Raw genomic sequence first — 17,177 nt, 5'->3', positions numbered from 1 at the left:
TTTGAGGCACGTCGGCTGGGAGGCGCAGTGCTCAAGGGTGTGCTGATCGACTGGGGCGGGGTTCTGACGACGAGCCTCGCCGAGTCCATCGCGGAGTGGATCGAGGCGGACCGCATCGACCCCCGGCACTACCGGGAGGTGATGCGCGCCCTGGTCGCGCAGGCGTACCGGGCGGGTGCCGAGCCCGGCGCGGAGAACCCGATCCACGCGCTGGAGCGGGGCGAGATCCCGGTCCTCGAGTTCGAGCGCGACCTCGCGGCCCGGCTGGTCACCCTCGACGGCGGGCCGCCTGAGGCCGACGGCCTGCTGGTCCGGATGTTCGCCGGGTTCCGGCCGGTCGAGGAGATGAACGAGATGCTGCGCCTGGCCCGCGCGGCCGGTCACAGCACCTGTCTGGTGTCCAACTCGTGGGGCGACCACTACACGCGTGAGGGCTGGGAGGCCGTCTTCGACGCGGTCGTCATCTCGGGCGAGGTCGGCATGCGCAAGCCCGAGGAGCGGATCTTCCGGCACGCGCTCGGCCTGCTGGGGCTGGAGCCGGGGCAGTGCGTGTTCGTCGACGACATCGAGGCGAACATCGTGGCGGCCCGCGCGATCGGCCTGGTCGGCGTCCACCACAACGAGCCCGCGGCGACCATCGCCGAGCTGGAGCGCCTGTTCGGCCTGCCGCTGCGCGAGACCGGCACCGCCCGTCTGTAGCTTCGCCCGTCCGCATCTTCACACCGAGATCTTCACGAGGAACGCATGCGTGTGTATCTGCCGTCCACGATTCCCGCCCTGGCGCGAGTCGTCGCCGCGGGAGAGCTGGGACCGGCCCCGCTGACCGGATTCGCGGTCACCCCCGCGTTGATCGAGTGGTACGTCTCGGGGGACACCGAGGAGCTGGAGTACGTCGCGCTGACCGAGGCGGCCAGGGCCTCCCTGCGCATGCTGGCGGCCGACCGTACGGACGGCGTCGAGGTGGCCGCGCGGCGGGTGGTGATCGCGGCCGAGGTGCCCGACGAGAGCGTGAAGACCGGCGCCGAGCTGGAGGAGCGGGCCCGGGTGCGGGTGCTGGAGCCGGTCCCGCTGCGGCTGGTCGCCTCGGTGCACGTGGACGACACCGGCGCGCGGTCCGACGTGGAGGCGGCGATCGCGGCGCTGCCGGCGGCCGACCGCGGGGACGACGACGCGCGGTTCGTCGTGGACGGCGCGGAGGACCACGAACTGCTGTGGTACGCCACTCAGGAGATCCCGGATCTGCTCACCTGACCCTTGGCGTTCATGGAAATGTCACACCCGGCGTCTAAGCTGGGAGACACGATGACACACATTGTTTGGGACTGGAACGGGACCCTCTTCCACGACATCGACGCCGTCGTCGGCGCCACCAACGAGCTCTTCCAGGAGTACGGCCTCGGACCGTACGACGCGGACGGCTTCCGTGAGGTGTACACCCGCCCCATCTGGGTGGCGTACGAGCGCATGCTCGGCCGGCCGCTCAGGGAGGGCGAATGGGAGATGCTCGACGCGGGCTTCCACGACCACTACCACCGGCTGATGGACGCGTGCAGCCTCGCGGAGGGCGCGCTGTCGAGCCTGCGCGCTTGGGAGGAGGCGGGCCGCTCGCAGTCGCTGCTGTCCATGTGGGGCCACGAGAGGCTGGTCCGCAAGACCGGCGAGTTCGGCATCGACGGGCACTTCACCCGTATCGACGGCTCGCGCTCGGCGACCGGTGGCCACAAGGCCGAGCACATGGTCGAGCACCTGCGCGCGCTCGGTATCGACTCGGCGAAGGTCGTCGTCATCGGTGACAGCGTGGACGACGCGCACGCGGCCATGCACGTCGGCGCCCGCGCGATCCTCTACACCGGCGGCATGACCAGACGGTCGGAGCTGGAAGGCGTCGGGGTGCCCGTGGTGGACTCACTCGCCAACGCCCTCGACCTCGTCTAACCCCCCCACCCCCCCGGGCCGTGATCTTGTAGTTTGTCGCAGACACCCGGCCTGAGCTGGGCAGCTCTCTTTCGTGATCATGCACTGTCGCGCCCTTGTGTGCCGTTGAGCTGCGGCTACGTCCTCCGTGATCATGCAATAGCGTGATCACGGACCGTGCATGTCCTGCTCGGCGGCCGCTCTGGCGAGGTCAGTGCAAGATCACAGAGTGTGGAGGGGCAGGTGGGCGGCCCTACGTGCGACAAACTGCAAGATCACGAACGGGATGTGGCCAGGTCGCCATACCCCGCTGCGACAAACTACAAGATCACGGCCGAAGGGGTCGTACGCTGGGGGCGATTCTTAACGCACCCCCACGGAGGCCGCGATCAACCGCCTCGTTCTCTGGAACGTCGACCTCACGCTCGTCGACGTCGCCATCGTCACCCGTGACGCCTACGCGGACGCGTTCCGGCTGGTGACAGGGCGGCCGCTGGTGAAGCTCGCACCGGCGCACGGCCGCCCCGACTCGGAGATCATCTTCGAGACCCTGGCCGTCAACGGCATCGCCGTCGAGGACTACCACCTGCCGAGGTTCATCGACGCGCTGGCCGTCAGCTTCGCCGAGCGGCGCGGCAGGCTGGCCAAGGACGGCCGTGCGCTGCCCGGAGCCAAGGACGCGCTCAAGGCCGTCTCCCGCCTCGACGGCGTGGTGCAGTCGGTGCTCACCGGCACCATCAAGAGCAACGCCGTGCACAAGCTCAAGGCGTTCGGGCTGGACAAGTGGATCGACGTCGAGGTGGGCGGGTACGGCGAGGAGGTCTATCCGAAGGCCACCCTGCTGCAGGTGGCCCAGGGCCGGGCCAAGGCCAGGTACGGCGTCCCCTTCACGGCCGGCAACACCGTGCTCGTCGGCGACTCCACCCGCGACGTCCAGGCAGCGAAGATCGGTGGCGCGGCCATGATCGCGGTGGCGTCGGGCCGGTCCACCGCCGCCGAGTTGCACGAGGCGGGCGCCGACATCGTGCTGCCCGGCCTGTCCAACCCGTCGGAGGTCGTCGCCGCCATAGCCCGCCTCACCACCCCGGCCGACCGTACGGCCCACTGAACGGCTCACTGAACGGCCCACTGAACGGCCCGCTGACCCCGGACTCGGCGGGGCGCCGGCCGTACCGGGGCGCGGGCTGAACGTTTCAGCGCCGCGGCGTGGTTGCTTTCGGCCGCCGATCGACTCGCCGGTCGGGCGGGCGGCCGCGTTCGCCCAGGCCGGGGCGGCCGTCCGCGCGGCCCGCGATCGTTCACCGCACCGCCGGCCGCGTCTTACCCGGCGACCGCCGTACCGGGGGACCGATCGCTACCGCCTCCTCGGTCGCTTAATTTCAGAGCGCGCGTGCCGGTTGGCTCCTGCCCCCCGAAAGGACTCCTGATGAGACGAAGTCTCGCAACCGTCGCGGCCGCCGGGCTGGCCGCCGCGCTGGTCGCCGGTGGAGCCGCGATGACGACGACGCCGGCCACGGCCGCAGCCGGGTGCAAGGTGACCTATACGATCGTGAACCAATGGGGCGGCGGCTTCCAGGGCGACGTGGCCATCACCAATCTCGGCGACCCTGTCGACGGCTGGAAACTGGAGTTCGACTTCCCCGGCTCCGGCCAGAAGATCGGGTCCGGCTGGAACGCCACCTGGACGCAGTCCGGCACGCACGTGACCGCGACCAGCATGTCCTACAACGGCTCCATCGCCACCAACGCCACGGTCGGTGGCATGGGATTCACCGCGAGCCTCACCGGCGCCAACTCCGTGCCCACCACCTTCTGGCTCAACGGCTTCATGTGCAGCGGCCCCGCCCCCCTCAGCCCCTCACCGAGCCCGAGCCCCACACCTAGTCCCACGCCGAGCCCGAGTCCCACACCGAGTCCCACGCCGAGCCCGAGTCCCACGCCGAGCCCGACGCCGTCCGTCACGCCCACGCCGGGTACGCCGCTTCCCGGCGTCGGACCGTGCACGCCGGGCGCGACCTACCCCAACCCGCTGCCGTCGTCGTCGGTGACCGCCACCAAGATCCGGGACGGGTTCAACTTCCTCGAAGGCCCGGTCTGGGACGCCACCACCCAGACGCTGCTGCTGTCGCTCATGCGTGACGGCACCGGACAGGAAGGCGTACAGCCCGCGGACGTGCTGCGGTTCACCGAGCCGAACACCTTCGAGACCTTCATCTCCGGCTCCGGAAGCAACGGTCTGGCCCTCAGCCGCGACGGTGGCACGCTGCTGGCCGCGACGCACGACCAGCGCAGCGTCTCCTCCTTCCGCCTGCCCGACCGGACACGGGGCGTGGTCGCCTCCTCCTATCAGGGTCGCGTCTTCAACTCACCCAATGACCTCACCGTCGGCGCCGACGGCACCGTCTACTTCACCGACCCGGACTTCCAGCGCGCCAACCGGCCCGACCAGATGTCCGGCCGCACGGGCGTGTTCCGGGTCAAGAACGGTGTCGTCTCGCTGATCGACGACACCATCCGGGAGCCGAACGGCATCGTGCTCTCTCCCGACGGCAAGACGCTCTACGTCGGCGGCAACGGCACCGGCCGGATCTACAAGTGGCCCGTCAACGCCGACGGCAGCGTCGGCGCCCGCGCCGACTTCGCGTCCCTGAACGGCTCGGACGGCGCGACCATCGACTGCGCCGGCAACCTCTACCAGGCGTCCTTCAACGACGGCAAGGTCCACGTGTACGCGCCGTCGGGCGTTCAACTCGGCACCATCTCCGCCGGGCTCAACACCACCAACGTCGCCTTCGGGGGCCCCGACGGTCAGACGCTGTACATCACCTCGGGAACGCCCTCCCGCGGCGGGAACAGCGGCAACTTCGGTCTCTACCGCGTGCGGCTGAACGTCCCCGGCTGGCCGTACTGAGCGTCGTCACAGTGCGTTGAGGAGTCACAGTGCGTTGAGGAGTTACAGCGCCTTGAGGAGTCACAGCGCCTTGAGGAAGCGGGCCGCGACGGGGGCCGCCACCTGCGCTCCGGTGCCGCCGCCCTCGACCACTACGGCGAAGGCCAGGTCGCCCTTGTATCCGATGAACCACGAGTGCGTCGGAGGGTTCTGGCCATCCTCGGCCGAGCCGTACTCGGCCGTGCCGGTCTTGCCGGCCGCGCCAGCGGGGAAGGAGACGCCGCTCGCGGTGCCCTCGCTGACTACGGCGGGCATGAGGCGGCGCAGCGCGGACACGACCGCGGGCTCCAGCGCGCGCGGCGGCGTGCCGCCGTCCGGGACGAGTGAGGCCGGGACCAGCCGGGGCTGCCGCCAGGTGCCGGCGGCGATGGCCCCGGCGACGGCGGCCATGTTCAGCGGGCTGGCCAGGACGCGCCCCTGGCCGATGGCCGCGGACGCGAGGTCGGTGTCGTCATGCGGCGCGGGGAAGGCGGCGTCCACGGCGGGCACCCCGATCTTGATGCTGGCGCCGAAACCGAAGTCGGCGGCCACCTTGGACAGGCGATCGGCGCCGAGGCGCCGGACCGCCATGTCGCCGAACGTCGTGTTGCACGAGTGGGCGAAGGCGTCGACGAAGCGCAGCGTGCCGTAGTCGTGGAATTCGGCGTTGTGGAACGGGAAGCCGCCGATCGTCTTCTCGGCCGGGCACTCGACGGTCTGGCCGGGCGTGACGCCGCCGGCGACCAGCGCCGAGGCGGTCACGATCTTGAAAGTCGAGCCGGGCGGATACGTGCCGAGCAGGGCGCGGTTGTAGCCGCCCGGCTTGTTGACCACCGCGAGGATCTCGCCGGTGGACGGACGCAGCGCGACGAGCGAGGCGGGCTTGTCCACGCCCTCCAGGGCCCGCGCTCCCGCCTGGTGCACCCGCAGGTCGAGGGTGGTCGCCAGCGGCTTGCCGGGCTTCGACCCGCCCTCGGCCAGCGTGGCGACCTTCGTGTTCGTACGGGTGTCCACCAGGTCGGCCCGGGCGGACGCGGTGCCGGCCAGGCGGGAGGCGTACTGCTCGCGCAGCCCTTCGACGATCTGCTGCACGGAGCCGGGGGCGTCCGGCGTGTCGATGCGGGTGCCATCGGCGGCGGTGATGGGCGCGCGCTCGGCGGGCACGGTGGTGAGCTTGGCCCGGACACCGTCTCCCATCCGGGGGTGGATGGCCGTCGAGGTCCATGCCACCTTCCAGGCGCGGTCGCGCTCGACCAGGCGGAGCCTCCCGTCGTACGCGATGGGCAGCGGGCCGGTCAGCCGCGCCCGGAACCGCACCGTGTCGTCCTGGACGCTTGTGACCTGGAAGCGCTGCCCCGTGAGCTTCAGGTCGTCGTGGAAGCGTCGATAGGTGTTCTCGAAGCCGGCCGGCGGGTCGGCGGCGAGCGTGCGCATCGCCGCGTAGTCCGAACGTGACCAGGCCGCGAGGAAGTCCCGCGCGGTCTCCTCGGGCGATCCCTTCGTCCGCAGCGCCCACACAGTGACCCCTGCGGCCACCACCGGCACGAGCACCGCCGCCGTGACGTACGGCCAGCGCCTTCGCTCTCGCATGCGTCCCCCTTCGAGTCGAGTGCACGCCAAGAGCAGCAGATCGGCGGAAAGGATGTCCAATATGGATATCAACGTGCTTCATGTGCGGTTCGGATATGCTCCCAGCTCGTGGACCTGGTCCGGCATCTCGGCTACTTCCTGGTTGTGACGGAAGAGCTGCATTTCGGGAACGCGGCCGCGCGACTGGGGATGGCGCAGCCGCCGCTGAGCCAGCGCATCAGGCGGCTGGAGGAGGAGCTGGGCGTGCGCCTGTTCGAGCGGTCGAGCCGGCGGGTGGCGCTCACGGAGGCGGGACGGCTGCTGGTGCCCGAGGCCCGTGAGATCGTCGCCAGGGTCGAGCGGATGCGCGACCTTATGTCCGACCTCGCGCGCGGCGACGCGGCGGTCGTGCGGGCGGGCGTCCCCGCCGACCTGGGCGCGGCCGTGCTCGCCGCGCTCATCGCGGGGTTTCGAGAACGCCGCCCCGACGTACGGCTGTCGCTGACCGAGATGGGCACGGCCGCGCAGGTCGGCGCGTTGCTGGAGGGCAGGCTCGACGTCGGGCTGCTGCGCCATCCGGTCGCCGCGAACGGGCTCGCGTACGGGCCGGTGCTCGTCCGGCATCCGGGCGTCCTGCTGGCGGAGGACGACGAGCTGACCGCCTGGGCGACCGTGCACCTCGGCGACCTGGCCGGGCGGGACCTGGTGCTGTTTCCCCGGGACGCCGAGCCCGGCCTGTACGACGACACGCTGGCCTCGTGCCGCCGGGGCGGCTTCGTCCCCACCGAGATCGTCTGCACCGACCGCCTGGAGTTCGCCCTCGGCCTGGTCCTGTCCGGCACGGCCGTCGCGTTCGGCGCCCCCGCCGAGGTGCCGGGCGTCGTGTGGCGACCTCTCGCAGGCACGCCCCTTGCCTGGCGCTGCTCCCCTGCCTGGCGGACGGAGCCGGGGCCGTACGTGCGAGACTTCACGACCGTGGCCGTACAGGTGCTGAAAGAGAGCGCCGGCATGGTGGACGAAGGCGTGCCGCCCGCGCCGCGGGTGACGCCGCGCCCGGCGACCGGGTTCCTCGCATGAAACCCGGCATCAGCCCTGGTGTGAACCCCGGTATGAATCCTGTGGAGCGCGTCTTCCGGTCCGCGGGCGTCACGGGGTGGCTGCACGCGGTCGACATCGACGACGGGCGCGAGGCGGGCCTGCGGGCCGACGAGCCGGTGGTGCTCGCGTCGGTCTTCAAGGTGCCACTGCTCCTGGAACTGCACCGACAGGCCGAGCGCGGGCTGTTCGACCTCACCGAACGTGTCGCCGTGCCGGCCACGGACCGTACGGGTGGGGGCACCGGGCTGGCGGCGATGCTGGACGACGCCACGCTGTCGCTGCGCGACCTGGCCTACCTGATGATGGCGGTGAGCGACAACACCGCGGCCGACGTGCTGCTCGCCCGGGTGGGCCGGGAGGCGGTCAACGCGCTGCTCGACGGCCTCGGGCTGACGGCGACGCGGGTGGTGCAGAACTGCCGCGAGATGCTCACCAGCCTGTGGGTGGACGCGGGCGTGGCGGACCAGTCGGCCGTGACCCAGGCGTGCACCGACCCCGAGGTGGTGGCGCGGCTGAGCGCGCTCGACCCGGCGGCGGGCAACCGGAGCACGCCACGCGAGATGACCCGGCTGCTGGCCATGATCTGGCGGGACGAGGCGGCGGGAGCGGCCTCCTGCGCGGCCATCCGCCGCCTCATGGCGCTGCAGGTGTGGCCGCACCGGCTGGCCTCGGGCTTCCCGTTCGACGACGTCGCGGTGAGCGGCAAGACGGGCACGCTGCCCACGCTGCGCAACGAGGTCGGGGTGGTCGAGTATCCCGACGGCGGGCGCTACGCCGTGGCCGTGTTCACCCGGTCGTTCGGCACCGCGCAGAATCAGCCGCGGGCCGACGCCGCGATCGGAGCCGCCGCCCGGATGGCGATAGATCAGCTCAGAGCCCAATAAACAGGCCTTTTCTCTGTGGGCCTGGAGGATGACACGCGGTTGTGGCGTGGCGAAGATGGGGGGCATGGTCGAGGAAGACGCTCTGCTCTGGGAACCCACGCCCGAGGTCGTGCAGGGGGCTCGGATCACCCGTTACATGGAACAGGTGGGCCGTCCCGGGGACTACGAGGACGTGTGGAAGTGGTCGGTCGAGTCTCCGGCCGACTTCTGGACGTCCATATGGGACTACTTCGGTGTGGTCGGTACGCGTGGTGACGGGCCCGTCATCCAGGGAACGATGCCGGACGCCGAATGGTTCAGCGGATCCGACCTGAACTACGCCGAGAACGCCCTGCGCGGCCACCCCGGCCGTACGGCGGTGATCTTCCGCAACGAACAGGGCAGCCGCTGGCAGTACTCGCTGGGCGAACTGCGCGAGGAGGTCGCGCGGGTCAGGGCCGGGCTCGTACGGCTGGGCGTCGGGCGTGGCGACCGGGTCGTGGCCTACGTCCCGAACATCCCCGAAGCCCTCATCGCCTTCCTGGCCACCGCCTCGCTGGGGGCGATCTGGTCCTCCTGCTCTCCCGACTTCGGCGCGGCAGGGGTGACCGACCGGTTCGCCCAGATCGAGCCGAAGGTGCTGATCGCGGTGGACGGCTACCGGTACGGCGGCAAGGCGTACGACCGGTCGGAGGTGGTGCGCGAGATCGCCGGGAAGCTGCCGGCGCTTGAGGCGACCGTCTGGATCCCCGTACTCGCCGCCGCCGCGCCCGACGACGGCCTGAGCTGGGACGACCTGCGCGCGCGGACCGCGCCGCTGGAGTTCGAGCGGGTGCCGTTCGGCCATCCGCTGTGGGTGCTTTACTCGTCGGGCACCACCGGCCTGCCCAAGCCCATCGTCCACGGGCACGGCGGGATCGTGCTGGAGCACCTCAAGTCGCTGTCCTTCCACCAGGACCTCGGCGAGGGCGACGTGTTCTTCTGGTACACCACCACCGGCTGGATGATGTGGAACTACCTCATCGGCGGCCTGCTGGTGGGGTCCACGATCCTGCTGTACGACGGCAGCGCGGCCCATCCCGACACGGGCGTGCTGTGGCGGCTGACCGCCGAGGAGGGCGTGACCTACTTCGGCACCGGCGCGCCGTACATCATGGCGTCGATGAAGGCGGGGCTGAAGCCGGAGGGGCTGGAGCGGCTGCGCGGGATCGGCTCGACGGGCTCGCCGCTGCCGCCCGAGGGGTTCGCCTGGGTCTACTCCGATGTGAAGCCCGACGTGCAACTCGGCTCGTTCTCCGGCGGCACCGACGTGTGCACCGGGTTCGTCGGCGCGGTGCCGCTGCTGCCGATCCGGGCCGGGGTCATCCCGTGCCGATGCCTCGGCGCGTCGGTCGAGTCCTTCGACCACTCGGGATCGCCGATCGTGGGCGAGGTGGGGGAGCTCGTCATCACCCGGCCGATGCCGTCCATGCCGGTCATGTTCTGGAACGACCCCTCGGGCGAGCGCTACCGGGAGTCGTACTTCGCCGACTATCCCGGCGTCTGGCGGCACGGCGACTGGATCAAGATCCTTCCCGGCGGCGGCTGCGTCATCTACGGGCGCTCCGACTCGACCCTAAACCGCGGCGGCGTACGCATGGGCACCAGCGAGTTCTACCGCGTCGTCGAGCGGTTCGACGAGATCGCGGACAGCCTCGTCATCGACACCGGGCAACTCGGCACGGAGGGCAGGTTGCTGCTGTTCGTCACACTCACCGGCGGCGCGTCCCTGTCGGACGAGCTGGTGTCCCGCATGCGCACGGCCCTGCGCACCGAGCTGTCGCCCCGGCACGTGCCCGACGAGATCCACGTCGTCCCCGGCATCCCGAGGACGTTGTCGGGCAAGAAGCTGGAGGTGCCCGTACGGAAGATCCTGCTCGGCACCCCGGTCGAGAAGGCCGCCAACCCCGACGCCATGGCCAACCCCGAGGTCCTCACCCACTTCGCGCCAAAGCAGTAGGACGGCGACGTGTATAAGTACACTTCTAAGAAGTCGGCTTCTTAGAAGTGCACTTATATGAAGGGCACGTGAAGCCTGTTCCGTCTGGTGCTCGTCGGATCCGCGGCTCGCGCTCCAGCTGAACGTCGCGTACGGCGAGGGAGGCGGTCAGGGGAGGAGGGCGTACGCCCGGACGGGGAAGGTGCCCATGCCGGACACGGCGACGGGCGCCGCGTGGAGGCGGAAGCCGGTCCGCGGCAGCCGGTCGAGCCCGCGCAGGTGCTCGATGATCGGGATGCCCGCGGTGAGCAGGCCGGTGTGGGCCGGGCGGAGGCCGTCGGCCATGTCGTCGATGTTGACGCTGTCGATGCCGACGACGGCCGGTCTCTGGTCGGCGAGCAGGGCGGTCGCGTCCGCCGTCAGGAAGGGATGGTCCGGGTCGCCGTAGGACGGACTGCCCCAGTGCCTGTCCCAGCCCGTGCGCAGCAGGACCGCGCGTCCCGTGACGTCGTGGCCCTCGAAGGCGTCGGCGCCGATGCCGCGCGCGGGGGAGCCGGAGACGTCGATCAGCAGGCCGGGGACGTCGACCAGCCGGGACAGGTCGACCTGGGCCAGGTCCGCGCCGTCCGCGAGGCGGTGGAAAGGCGTGTCGAGGTATGTGCCGGTGTTCGCCACCATGGTGATGCGGCCGATGTGGAACTCGGTGCCCGGCGCGTAGCTGCCGCGGGAGTCTTCGCGCGTCAGGTGGTCGCCGATCTCCGGCCCGGGCAGTCCCGGATAGGTGAGCATGCCGTGCCTGACCACATGACTGAGGTCGACGACGCGACCGCTCGGGAGAGACGCCACGTGGATCACCCTATGCGATCAGGCCGACGTCGCCAGGACACGTTCGTACGCCTCCTGGAGCAGCTGGGACGCGCGGGGGCGATCGGGGTCGGGCCGGGGGATGCCGAGGTGCGCCTCGCGCAGTTCGTCCATCAGGTTCTCCCACAGTGGCGGGCCGCCCTCCTCCAGCAACTGCGCCCGGATGGTCAGCTCCGGTGTCGTCGGACGGTGCCGCAGGCCCCACGAGCCGAGCGCGACCATGACGGGAACCGTCTGGATGCCGGCTTCGGTGAGGCTGTATGTCCCCCGTCGTCCCCGCCCGGCGTCCTCGTGGGTCAGCAGCCCTCCGGCGACGAGTGCCTTGAGGCGGCTGCTGAGGATGTTCGACGCGATCCCCTCCTCGGAGTTGGCGAGCAGGTCGCGGAAGTGCCTGCGCCCGCCGAAGATGACGTCCCTCAGCACGATGAGGCTCCACTGGTCGCCGAGCGCCTCAACCGCCGCGTTGATCGCACAGCCGGATCGCGGTTCAGCTCGCACGGCCACCTCCGAGTGATTGCGTTTCGCCACTACCTACTCTACGCTCAAGGCAAGTGATTGCAAGTTGCAATCACTGGTCGAGGGCGGGGAGAGCAGCCATGCCTCAGGTCAGAGTGCACAACTTCGCCGTCTCCCTGGACGGCTTCGCCACCGGCGAGGGTCAGACCCTCGAAGAGCCGTTCGGCCACGCGGGTGGACGGCTCCACGAGTGGTTCTTCGACACCAGGGTCTTCCTCGCCATGCAGGGGAAGACCGGCGGCAGCGCCGGGGCCGACGACGCCGTGGCCCGCACCTGGAACGAGGGCGTCGGCGCGGAGATCATGGGCCGCAACAAGTTCGGGCCGCAGCGGGGCCCGTGGGAGGACCACGAGTGGACCGGATGGTGGGGGCCGAACCCGCCGTTCCACACGCCGGTCTTCGTCCTGACCCATCACCCCAGGCCCTCGGTGGAGATGGAGGGCGGCACGACGTTCCACTTCGTCGACGCCACCCCTGAGGAGGTGCTGCGGCAGGCTCGCGAGGCCGCCGGCGATCTCGACGTGCGGATCGGCGGCGGGCCGAGCACGGTCCGCCAGTTCCTGGCCGCGGACCTGGTCGACCACATGCACGTCGCCGTCGTCCCGATCGTCCTGGGCCGCGGCGAACGCCTGTGGGACGGGCTCGAAGGGCTCGAGAAGCGCTTCGGGATCGAGTCCGTGACCACCCCGAGCGGCATCACCCACATGACCTTCACGCGACGGTAGACCCTGAAAGGCTGACGGACATGACCGAGAAAATCACTTCGAAGGACGGCACGACCCTCGCCGTCGACACGATCGGCCAGGGCGCGCCGGTGATCCTCGTCGGCGGCGCGTTCAACGACCGCTCCACGGTGGCCGGGCTCGGCGCCGAACTCGCTTCGGCGTTCACCGTCGTGACCTACGACCGGCGCGGCCGGGTGGCCAGCGACGACAAGAGCGACGACTACCGGGTCGCCAACGAGGTCGACGACCTGGCGGCGGTCATCGAGCACGTGGGCGGCCGGGCTTCGGCGTTCGGCCACTCCTCGGGCGCGATCCTCGTGCTGGAGGGGGCCATGCGCGGGCTGCCTATCGACCGGGTGGCCGTCTACGAGCCGCCGTACTGCGCGGACGAGAACCAGCCGAGGCCGGCGGCCGACGTCTACGACCGGCTCACGGCCCTGGTGGCCGCCGGTGACCGCGACGGCGCGGTGGAGTTGTTCCTCCACGAGGCGGTCGGGGTCCCGGCCGAGGCGATCGCCGGGATGAAGGCCGGGCCGGGGTGGGCGTTCCTGGCCGACAAGGCGCCCAGCCTGCCGTACGACGTGCTGCTCAGCACGCCCTGGCAGCTGATGCCGTTCGATCGGCTCGCCGCTGTCGGCGTGCCGGTGCTGGCGGTCTACGGCGACCAGACCGCGCCGAACCTGGCGGAGGGGACGAAGGCCGTCGCGGCGACCGTGCCCGGCGCCGAACTGCAGGTGATGCCCGGAGAGGACCACGGTGTGTTGCAGCGGCCGGCGGCGCTGGCGCAGCTCCTCACCAAGTTCCTCGGCTGACGCAGTCTGCCCGCATCGGAGGCTGGGAAATTGTCGGAGCGGGCGGATACCGTCGAAGCGGCATGCGAACCGACAGCGCGACCCCTCAGCTCATCGGCAGGGAGCATCCTGCCGCGATGCTGCGTGCCGAGATCGCGCGGGCGGTCGGCAGTCACGGCGGCCTGACGCTGGTCGCCGGTGAGGCCGGCATCGGCAAGACCACGCTTGTCACCAGCGCGGCCGAGGAGGCCAGGCGCCTGGGCGCACTGGTCCTCGGCGGAGCCTGCTGGGAGTCCGACAACGCCCCGGGCTACTGGCCGTGGGTGCAGGTCCTGCGGGGGATGCGGCGGTACGCCGCGCCGGAGGAGTGGGCGGCGGCCGAGGACGCCGGGGGCGCCGGCCTGGCCGCACTGCTCGGCGAGTCGCCCGGCGGTGACGCGGCCGAGGGCTTCCGGCTGTACGACGCGGTGACGAGCGCGCTGGTCGCGGTGTCGCAGAGCCGGCCCCTGGTGGTCGTGCTGGAAGACCTGCACTGGGCAGACACCGCGTCGCTCAGGCTGCTGGAGTTCGCGGCACAGCACACCTGGTTCGAGCGGGTGCTGCTGATGGGGACCTACCGCGACGTGGAGGTGGAGGCGGCGGACCATCCGCTGCGGCCCCTCGTGCTGCCGCTGGCGGCGCGGGCGACCACCGTGACCCTGACCGGGCTCGGACGTGACGAGGTCGGCGCGCTGATGGCCCGCGCGGCCGGCCGCGACCCGTCCGCCGACCTCGTCGCCGAGGTGCACCGGCGCACCGGCGGCAACCCGTTCTTCGTCGAGCAGACGGCGCGTCTGTGGGGCAGCGGCGGGTCCGTCACGGCGATCGCCCCGGGTGTCCGCGACACCCTGCTGCGGCGGCTGTCCCTGCTGCCCGCGCCGGTCGTGGACCTGCTCGTCACGGCCGCGGTGCTCGGCCGGGAGTTCCATCGTCAGGTGCTGGCCGCCGTCGCCGGGGCTCCCGTGCTCCACGTCGAACGGCTGCTCGACCAGGCGGTGGCCGCCCGGCTCGTCGTGGCGAAGGACGCGGCAGGCGGGGAGGTCTTCGCGTTCGCGCACGACCTGGTGCGCCAGACGCTCTACGAGTCCCTCGACGAGAAGACGGCACCCGTCAGGCACGCGGCCGTCGTCCACGCCGTCGACCGGTCCGCCGGCCTCGCCGATCATGTGCTTCCCGCCGACATGGCCAGGCACGTCCACCTCGCCGGCGACCATGTCGAGGCGGGCCGGGTGGTCGACCTGCTGCTGTCCGCGGCCCGCGACGCCGCCGTCCGTCTGGCCACCGAGGAGGCGCGAGGGCACTACCGCAGGGCGCTCGAACGCGCCGCCGTCGCCGGTGACCCACGCCGCCACGTCGTGATCGCACTCGAGCTCGCCCGTGAGCTCAACCACTGGGACGACCGCGACGGCGGGCAGCGTGTCTTCGAGGAGGCGGCGGCCGTCGCGCGACAGGCCGCGGACCCCGAGCTGACCGCCCGGGTGGCGCTGTCCCTCTACGCGGCCGACGGCGGTGACAGCGGCCCCCTGGGCGCGGCCCTGCTGCGGGAGGCGCACGGCGCGCTGGTGGGCGGCGGGCGGCCCTCCGACGGCGGGCTCTCTCTCGACCGTCTCGTGCGGGACCTGGCCATCCATGTCGCCGTGCTCGCCCGGCGAGGCGACGACGACGAGGCGCTGGCATTCAGTCTCTGGGCCTACCACGACACCATCTGGGGGCCGGGCACCGCACCGGAGAGGGCGGCGCTCACCGGTGAACTGCTGGCCCTGGCCCATCGCACGGGAGACGCGGAGATGGAGAGCATCGCCGCCGCGCTGCGCTGGGTGGCGCTGCTGGAGCAGGGCGACCCGGCCTATCTCGCGCAGTTCCGCGAGTTCGTCGCGCTCGGCGGACGCACCGACCTGCCACGCATCGACGTCGCGACGGTCAGCGACCGGAGCATCATCGCCGCCCTCATGGGCGACTTCGACGAAGCGGAGGCCCTGCTCGACGAGCTGACCGGGATCGCGGACGGGTACGACCAGTTCACGCACATGCTGCACCACCACCGCTGGGCGGTGCGGATGCTCCAGGGCCGCTACGACGACCTCGACGAGATCCACCGCGCGCTGCGCAGGAGCCGGCATCCCTGTCCCGGCCTGCTTGAGGCCATGACCGCGCTGAGCAGGGGAGACGGCGGCGCCGCGCTGCGCCACCTGCGCGACGTCACGGCGAGGGGCGAGCCGCGGCGGGCGATACAGCCCTTGTGGCTGCGGTTCCAGGCCATGGTCGCCGCCTGGTCGCGCGACCCCGAGCTGTGCGAGAAGGTCAGGGCCGAGCTCGACCCCTACCTCGGCAACTGGGCGGTCTCGATCTACGGCTGGGACATCGGCGGCCCGGTGGTCCTGCTGCGCGCTCTCGTCGACGCGGCGCAGGAGCGCTGGGACGACGCGGTCGACGGGTTCACCGCCGCGTGGCACTCCGCCGACCTGCTGCTGGCCCGCCCGTGGTCGGTCGAGGCGCGGGCCCATCTCGGCGAGGCGCTGCTGCGGCGGGGCCGTCCTGGCGACGCCGGGGAGGCCGGCAAGCTGCTGGACGACGTGGAGGGCGAAGCGGCTCGGCTCGGCATGCGGCACATCGTGGAGCGGGTCCGCCTGGCTCGCCTGCGGGAGCGCGCCGCCGTGCCCATGCCCGTGCCCGGCCGGCCGGGGGCCGAGTTCCGGCGGGACGGCGCGGTCTGGCGGCTGGGGTTCGGCGGCCACACCGTTCACCTGCCCGACGCCAAGGGGCTGCGCGACCTGCACTGCCTGCTGAGCCGTCCGGGCGCCGACCTGCCCGCCGTACGGCTGCTCGCCCCGGAGGGTGGGGATCTCGTGGTGGCCGCCCGGGGGATGGGCGGCGACGCGGTCCTCGACGAGGAGGCCAAGGCGCGATACCGGCGCAGGCTCGCCCTGCTGGACGAGGAGATCGACCGGGCGGCCGAGCGGGGAGACGACGACAGGGCGGCCGAGTTCGACGGCGAGCGGGCGGCCCTGCTGGCCGAGTTGCGCTCCGCGTCGGGGCTCGGCGGGCGCGACCGCCGCCTCGGCGACGAGGCCGAACGCGCCCGCAAGGCCGTCACCGCCCGCATCCGCGACGTGCTGCGCAAGCTCGACGGGCTCCACCCCGCGCTGGCCGCTCATCTACGCGCCTCCGTCTCCACCGGGGCGACCTGCCGATACCAGCCCGAGCACGAGCTCACGTGGCACCTGTGACAGCGCACCTGTGACAGCGCACCGGCGGGCGCGGCTTCGATGACGCACCTGTGACGCCGCCTTCGCGCGACACGGCGGCCCGCACGACGTTTCCCGCCCCGGGCCCGAGCCGCCCCCCGGGTGTCCCGCTCCGGCACGCGTCACCTCTCAACCTCTCAGCCGGTGCTGTAGAACGCCGGATATCCGGCGCAACTGGCCGTCTCCAGCCGCTTGGCGGACGAGATCTTGTCGTTGAACTTCCACTTCGACGAGCTGAGGTTGGGCACCGTCTCACCGGGACGGATGCAGTAGTGACGATCGCGGTACTGCTTGTCGTCGTACACCACCCACGCCATCCAGTCGTTGTTGGTCAGGGAGCTCGTCTTGTCGCTGAACCCGCCGAGGTCGGGGCTGGAGGTCGGCATGTACACCCTGTCGTAGGCGTCGCTCGACACGACCGTGTACATGACCCTGACCGAGCCCTCGTACCCCGCGTCCTCGTGCAGGACCAGGGTGTGCCATTGCTCGTCCACCGCGTGCGCGGGGGCCGCGGCTCCTGCGACGCCCAGCATCGCCGCGGCCGACACTACGGTCGCGAGCGTGAGACGCGTTCTGATTCGAGACACGATTCCTCCCAGGGGATCGCTGCTTGGGCTTTACGGGAGGAGCGTGCCGCACGCCGCTT

15 protein-coding genes are annotated in these 17,177 nt (G+C 71.5%); 11 read left to right on the top strand and 4 right to left on the bottom strand.

Annotated features, from left to right (window positions below; translation table 11 throughout):
* Window positions 1–27 precede the first annotated feature (27 nt).
* From HHX31_RS23385 to HHX31_RS23365, 5 genes are all read left to right on the top strand, one after another.
* Window positions 28–699, top strand: coding sequence for an HAD family phosphatase (locus tag HHX31_RS23385; RefSeq protein ID WP_169950490.1), 672 nt, complete (start codon window positions 28–30; stop codon window positions 697–699).
* A 45-nt stretch (window positions 700–744) separates the two neighbouring features.
* Window positions 745–1,251 carry a DUF6912 family protein gene (locus tag HHX31_RS23380; RefSeq protein ID WP_169950489.1) on the top strand — a complete coding sequence of 169 codons (507 nt, stop codon included), beginning with the start codon at window positions 745–747 and terminating at the stop codon, window positions 1,249–1,251.
* A gap of 51 nt (window positions 1,252–1,302) precedes the next feature.
* Window positions 1,303–1,935 carry an HAD family hydrolase gene (locus tag HHX31_RS23375; RefSeq protein ID WP_169950488.1) on the top strand — a complete coding sequence of 211 codons (633 nt, stop codon included), beginning with the start codon at window positions 1,303–1,305 and terminating at the stop codon, window positions 1,933–1,935.
* 367 nt (window positions 1,936–2,302) lie between these two features.
* Complete coding sequence (locus HHX31_RS23370) at window positions 2,303–3,022, top strand: haloacid dehalogenase-like hydrolase (RefSeq protein ID WP_169950642.1); 720 nt, start codon at window positions 2,303–2,305, stop codon at window positions 3,020–3,022.
* Window positions 3,023–3,340: 318 nt separating this feature from the next.
* Window positions 3,341–4,825, top strand: a complete 1,485-nt coding sequence (locus tag HHX31_RS23365; protein ID WP_211590225.1) for an SMP-30/gluconolactonase/LRE family protein — start codon at window positions 3,341–3,343, stop codon at window positions 4,823–4,825.
* A gap of 60 nt (window positions 4,826–4,885) precedes the next feature.
* Here the strand turns inward: HHX31_RS23365 and HHX31_RS23360 are convergent, their stop codons facing one another.
* Window positions 4,886–6,433, bottom strand: coding sequence for a penicillin-binding transpeptidase domain-containing protein (locus HHX31_RS23360; protein WP_169950487.1), 1,548 nt, complete (start codon window positions 6,431–6,433; stop codon window positions 4,886–4,888).
* Window positions 6,434–6,541: 108 nt separating this feature from the next.
* On the opposite strand from HHX31_RS23360, the gene HHX31_RS23355 reads away from it, so the two are divergent.
* The 3 genes from HHX31_RS23355 to HHX31_RS23345 all read left to right on the top strand — a co-directional run bounded on the left by HHX31_RS23355 (window position 6,542) and on the right by HHX31_RS23345 (window position 10,372).
* Entirely contained in the window at window positions 6,542–7,489 is a 948-nt protein-coding gene (locus tag HHX31_RS23355; RefSeq protein WP_169950486.1) for a LysR substrate-binding domain-containing protein, read from the top strand.
* A gap of 32 nt (window positions 7,490–7,521) precedes the next feature.
* Window positions 7,522–8,394 carry a serine hydrolase gene (locus HHX31_RS23350; RefSeq protein ID WP_169950485.1) on the top strand — a complete coding sequence of 291 codons (873 nt, stop codon included), beginning with the start codon at window positions 7,522–7,524 and terminating at the stop codon, window positions 8,392–8,394.
* A 64-nt stretch (window positions 8,395–8,458) separates the two neighbouring features.
* Window positions 8,459–10,372, top strand: a complete 1,914-nt coding sequence (locus HHX31_RS23345; RefSeq protein WP_169950484.1) for an acetoacetate--CoA ligase — start codon at window positions 8,459–8,461, stop codon at window positions 10,370–10,372.
* Window positions 10,373–10,519: 147 nt separating this feature from the next.
* Here HHX31_RS23345 and HHX31_RS23340 read toward each other — a convergent pair whose 3' ends face one another.
* Entirely contained in the window at window positions 10,520–11,197 is a 678-nt protein-coding gene (locus HHX31_RS23340; protein WP_311932180.1) for a cyclase family protein, read from the bottom strand.
* A gap of 18 nt (window positions 11,198–11,215) precedes the next feature.
* Window positions 11,216–11,713, bottom strand: a complete 498-nt coding sequence (locus HHX31_RS23335; RefSeq protein ID WP_169950483.1) for a helix-turn-helix domain-containing protein — start codon at window positions 11,711–11,713, stop codon at window positions 11,216–11,218.
* Between the two features lie 98 nt (window positions 11,714–11,811).
* Between HHX31_RS23335 and HHX31_RS23330 the strand changes: the two genes are divergently transcribed.
* From HHX31_RS23330 to HHX31_RS23320, 3 genes are all read left to right on the top strand, one after another.
* Complete coding sequence (locus tag HHX31_RS23330; RefSeq protein ID WP_169950482.1) at window positions 11,812–12,456, top strand: dihydrofolate reductase family protein; 645 nt, start codon at window positions 11,812–11,814, stop codon at window positions 12,454–12,456.
* Window positions 12,457–12,476: 20 nt separating this feature from the next.
* Window positions 12,477–13,268: an alpha/beta fold hydrolase gene (locus HHX31_RS23325; protein WP_169950481.1), complete on the top strand. Its 792-nt coding sequence runs from the start codon at window positions 12,477–12,479 to the stop codon at window positions 13,266–13,268.
* A 62-nt stretch (window positions 13,269–13,330) separates the two neighbouring features.
* Window positions 13,331–16,513 carry an AAA family ATPase gene (locus tag HHX31_RS23320; protein WP_169950480.1) on the top strand — a complete coding sequence of 1,061 codons (3,183 nt, stop codon included), beginning with the start codon at window positions 13,331–13,333 and terminating at the stop codon, window positions 16,511–16,513.
* A gap of 155 nt (window positions 16,514–16,668) precedes the next feature.
* Here HHX31_RS23320 and HHX31_RS23315 read toward each other — a convergent pair whose 3' ends face one another.
* Window positions 16,669–17,118 carry a hypothetical protein gene (locus tag HHX31_RS23315; protein WP_169950479.1) on the bottom strand — a complete coding sequence of 150 codons (450 nt, stop codon included), beginning with the start codon at window positions 17,116–17,118 and terminating at the stop codon, window positions 16,669–16,671.
* Window positions 17,119–17,177 lie beyond the last annotated feature (59 nt).

This window comes from Microbispora sp. H11081 (assembly GCF_012999535.1).
In the GTDB taxonomy this organism is placed as follows: domain Bacteria; phylum Actinomycetota; class Actinomycetes; order Streptosporangiales; family Streptosporangiaceae; genus Microbispora.
The sequence above is the reverse complement of the archived record's forward strand: the minus strand, read 5'-3'. Positions and strand labels throughout refer to the sequence as shown.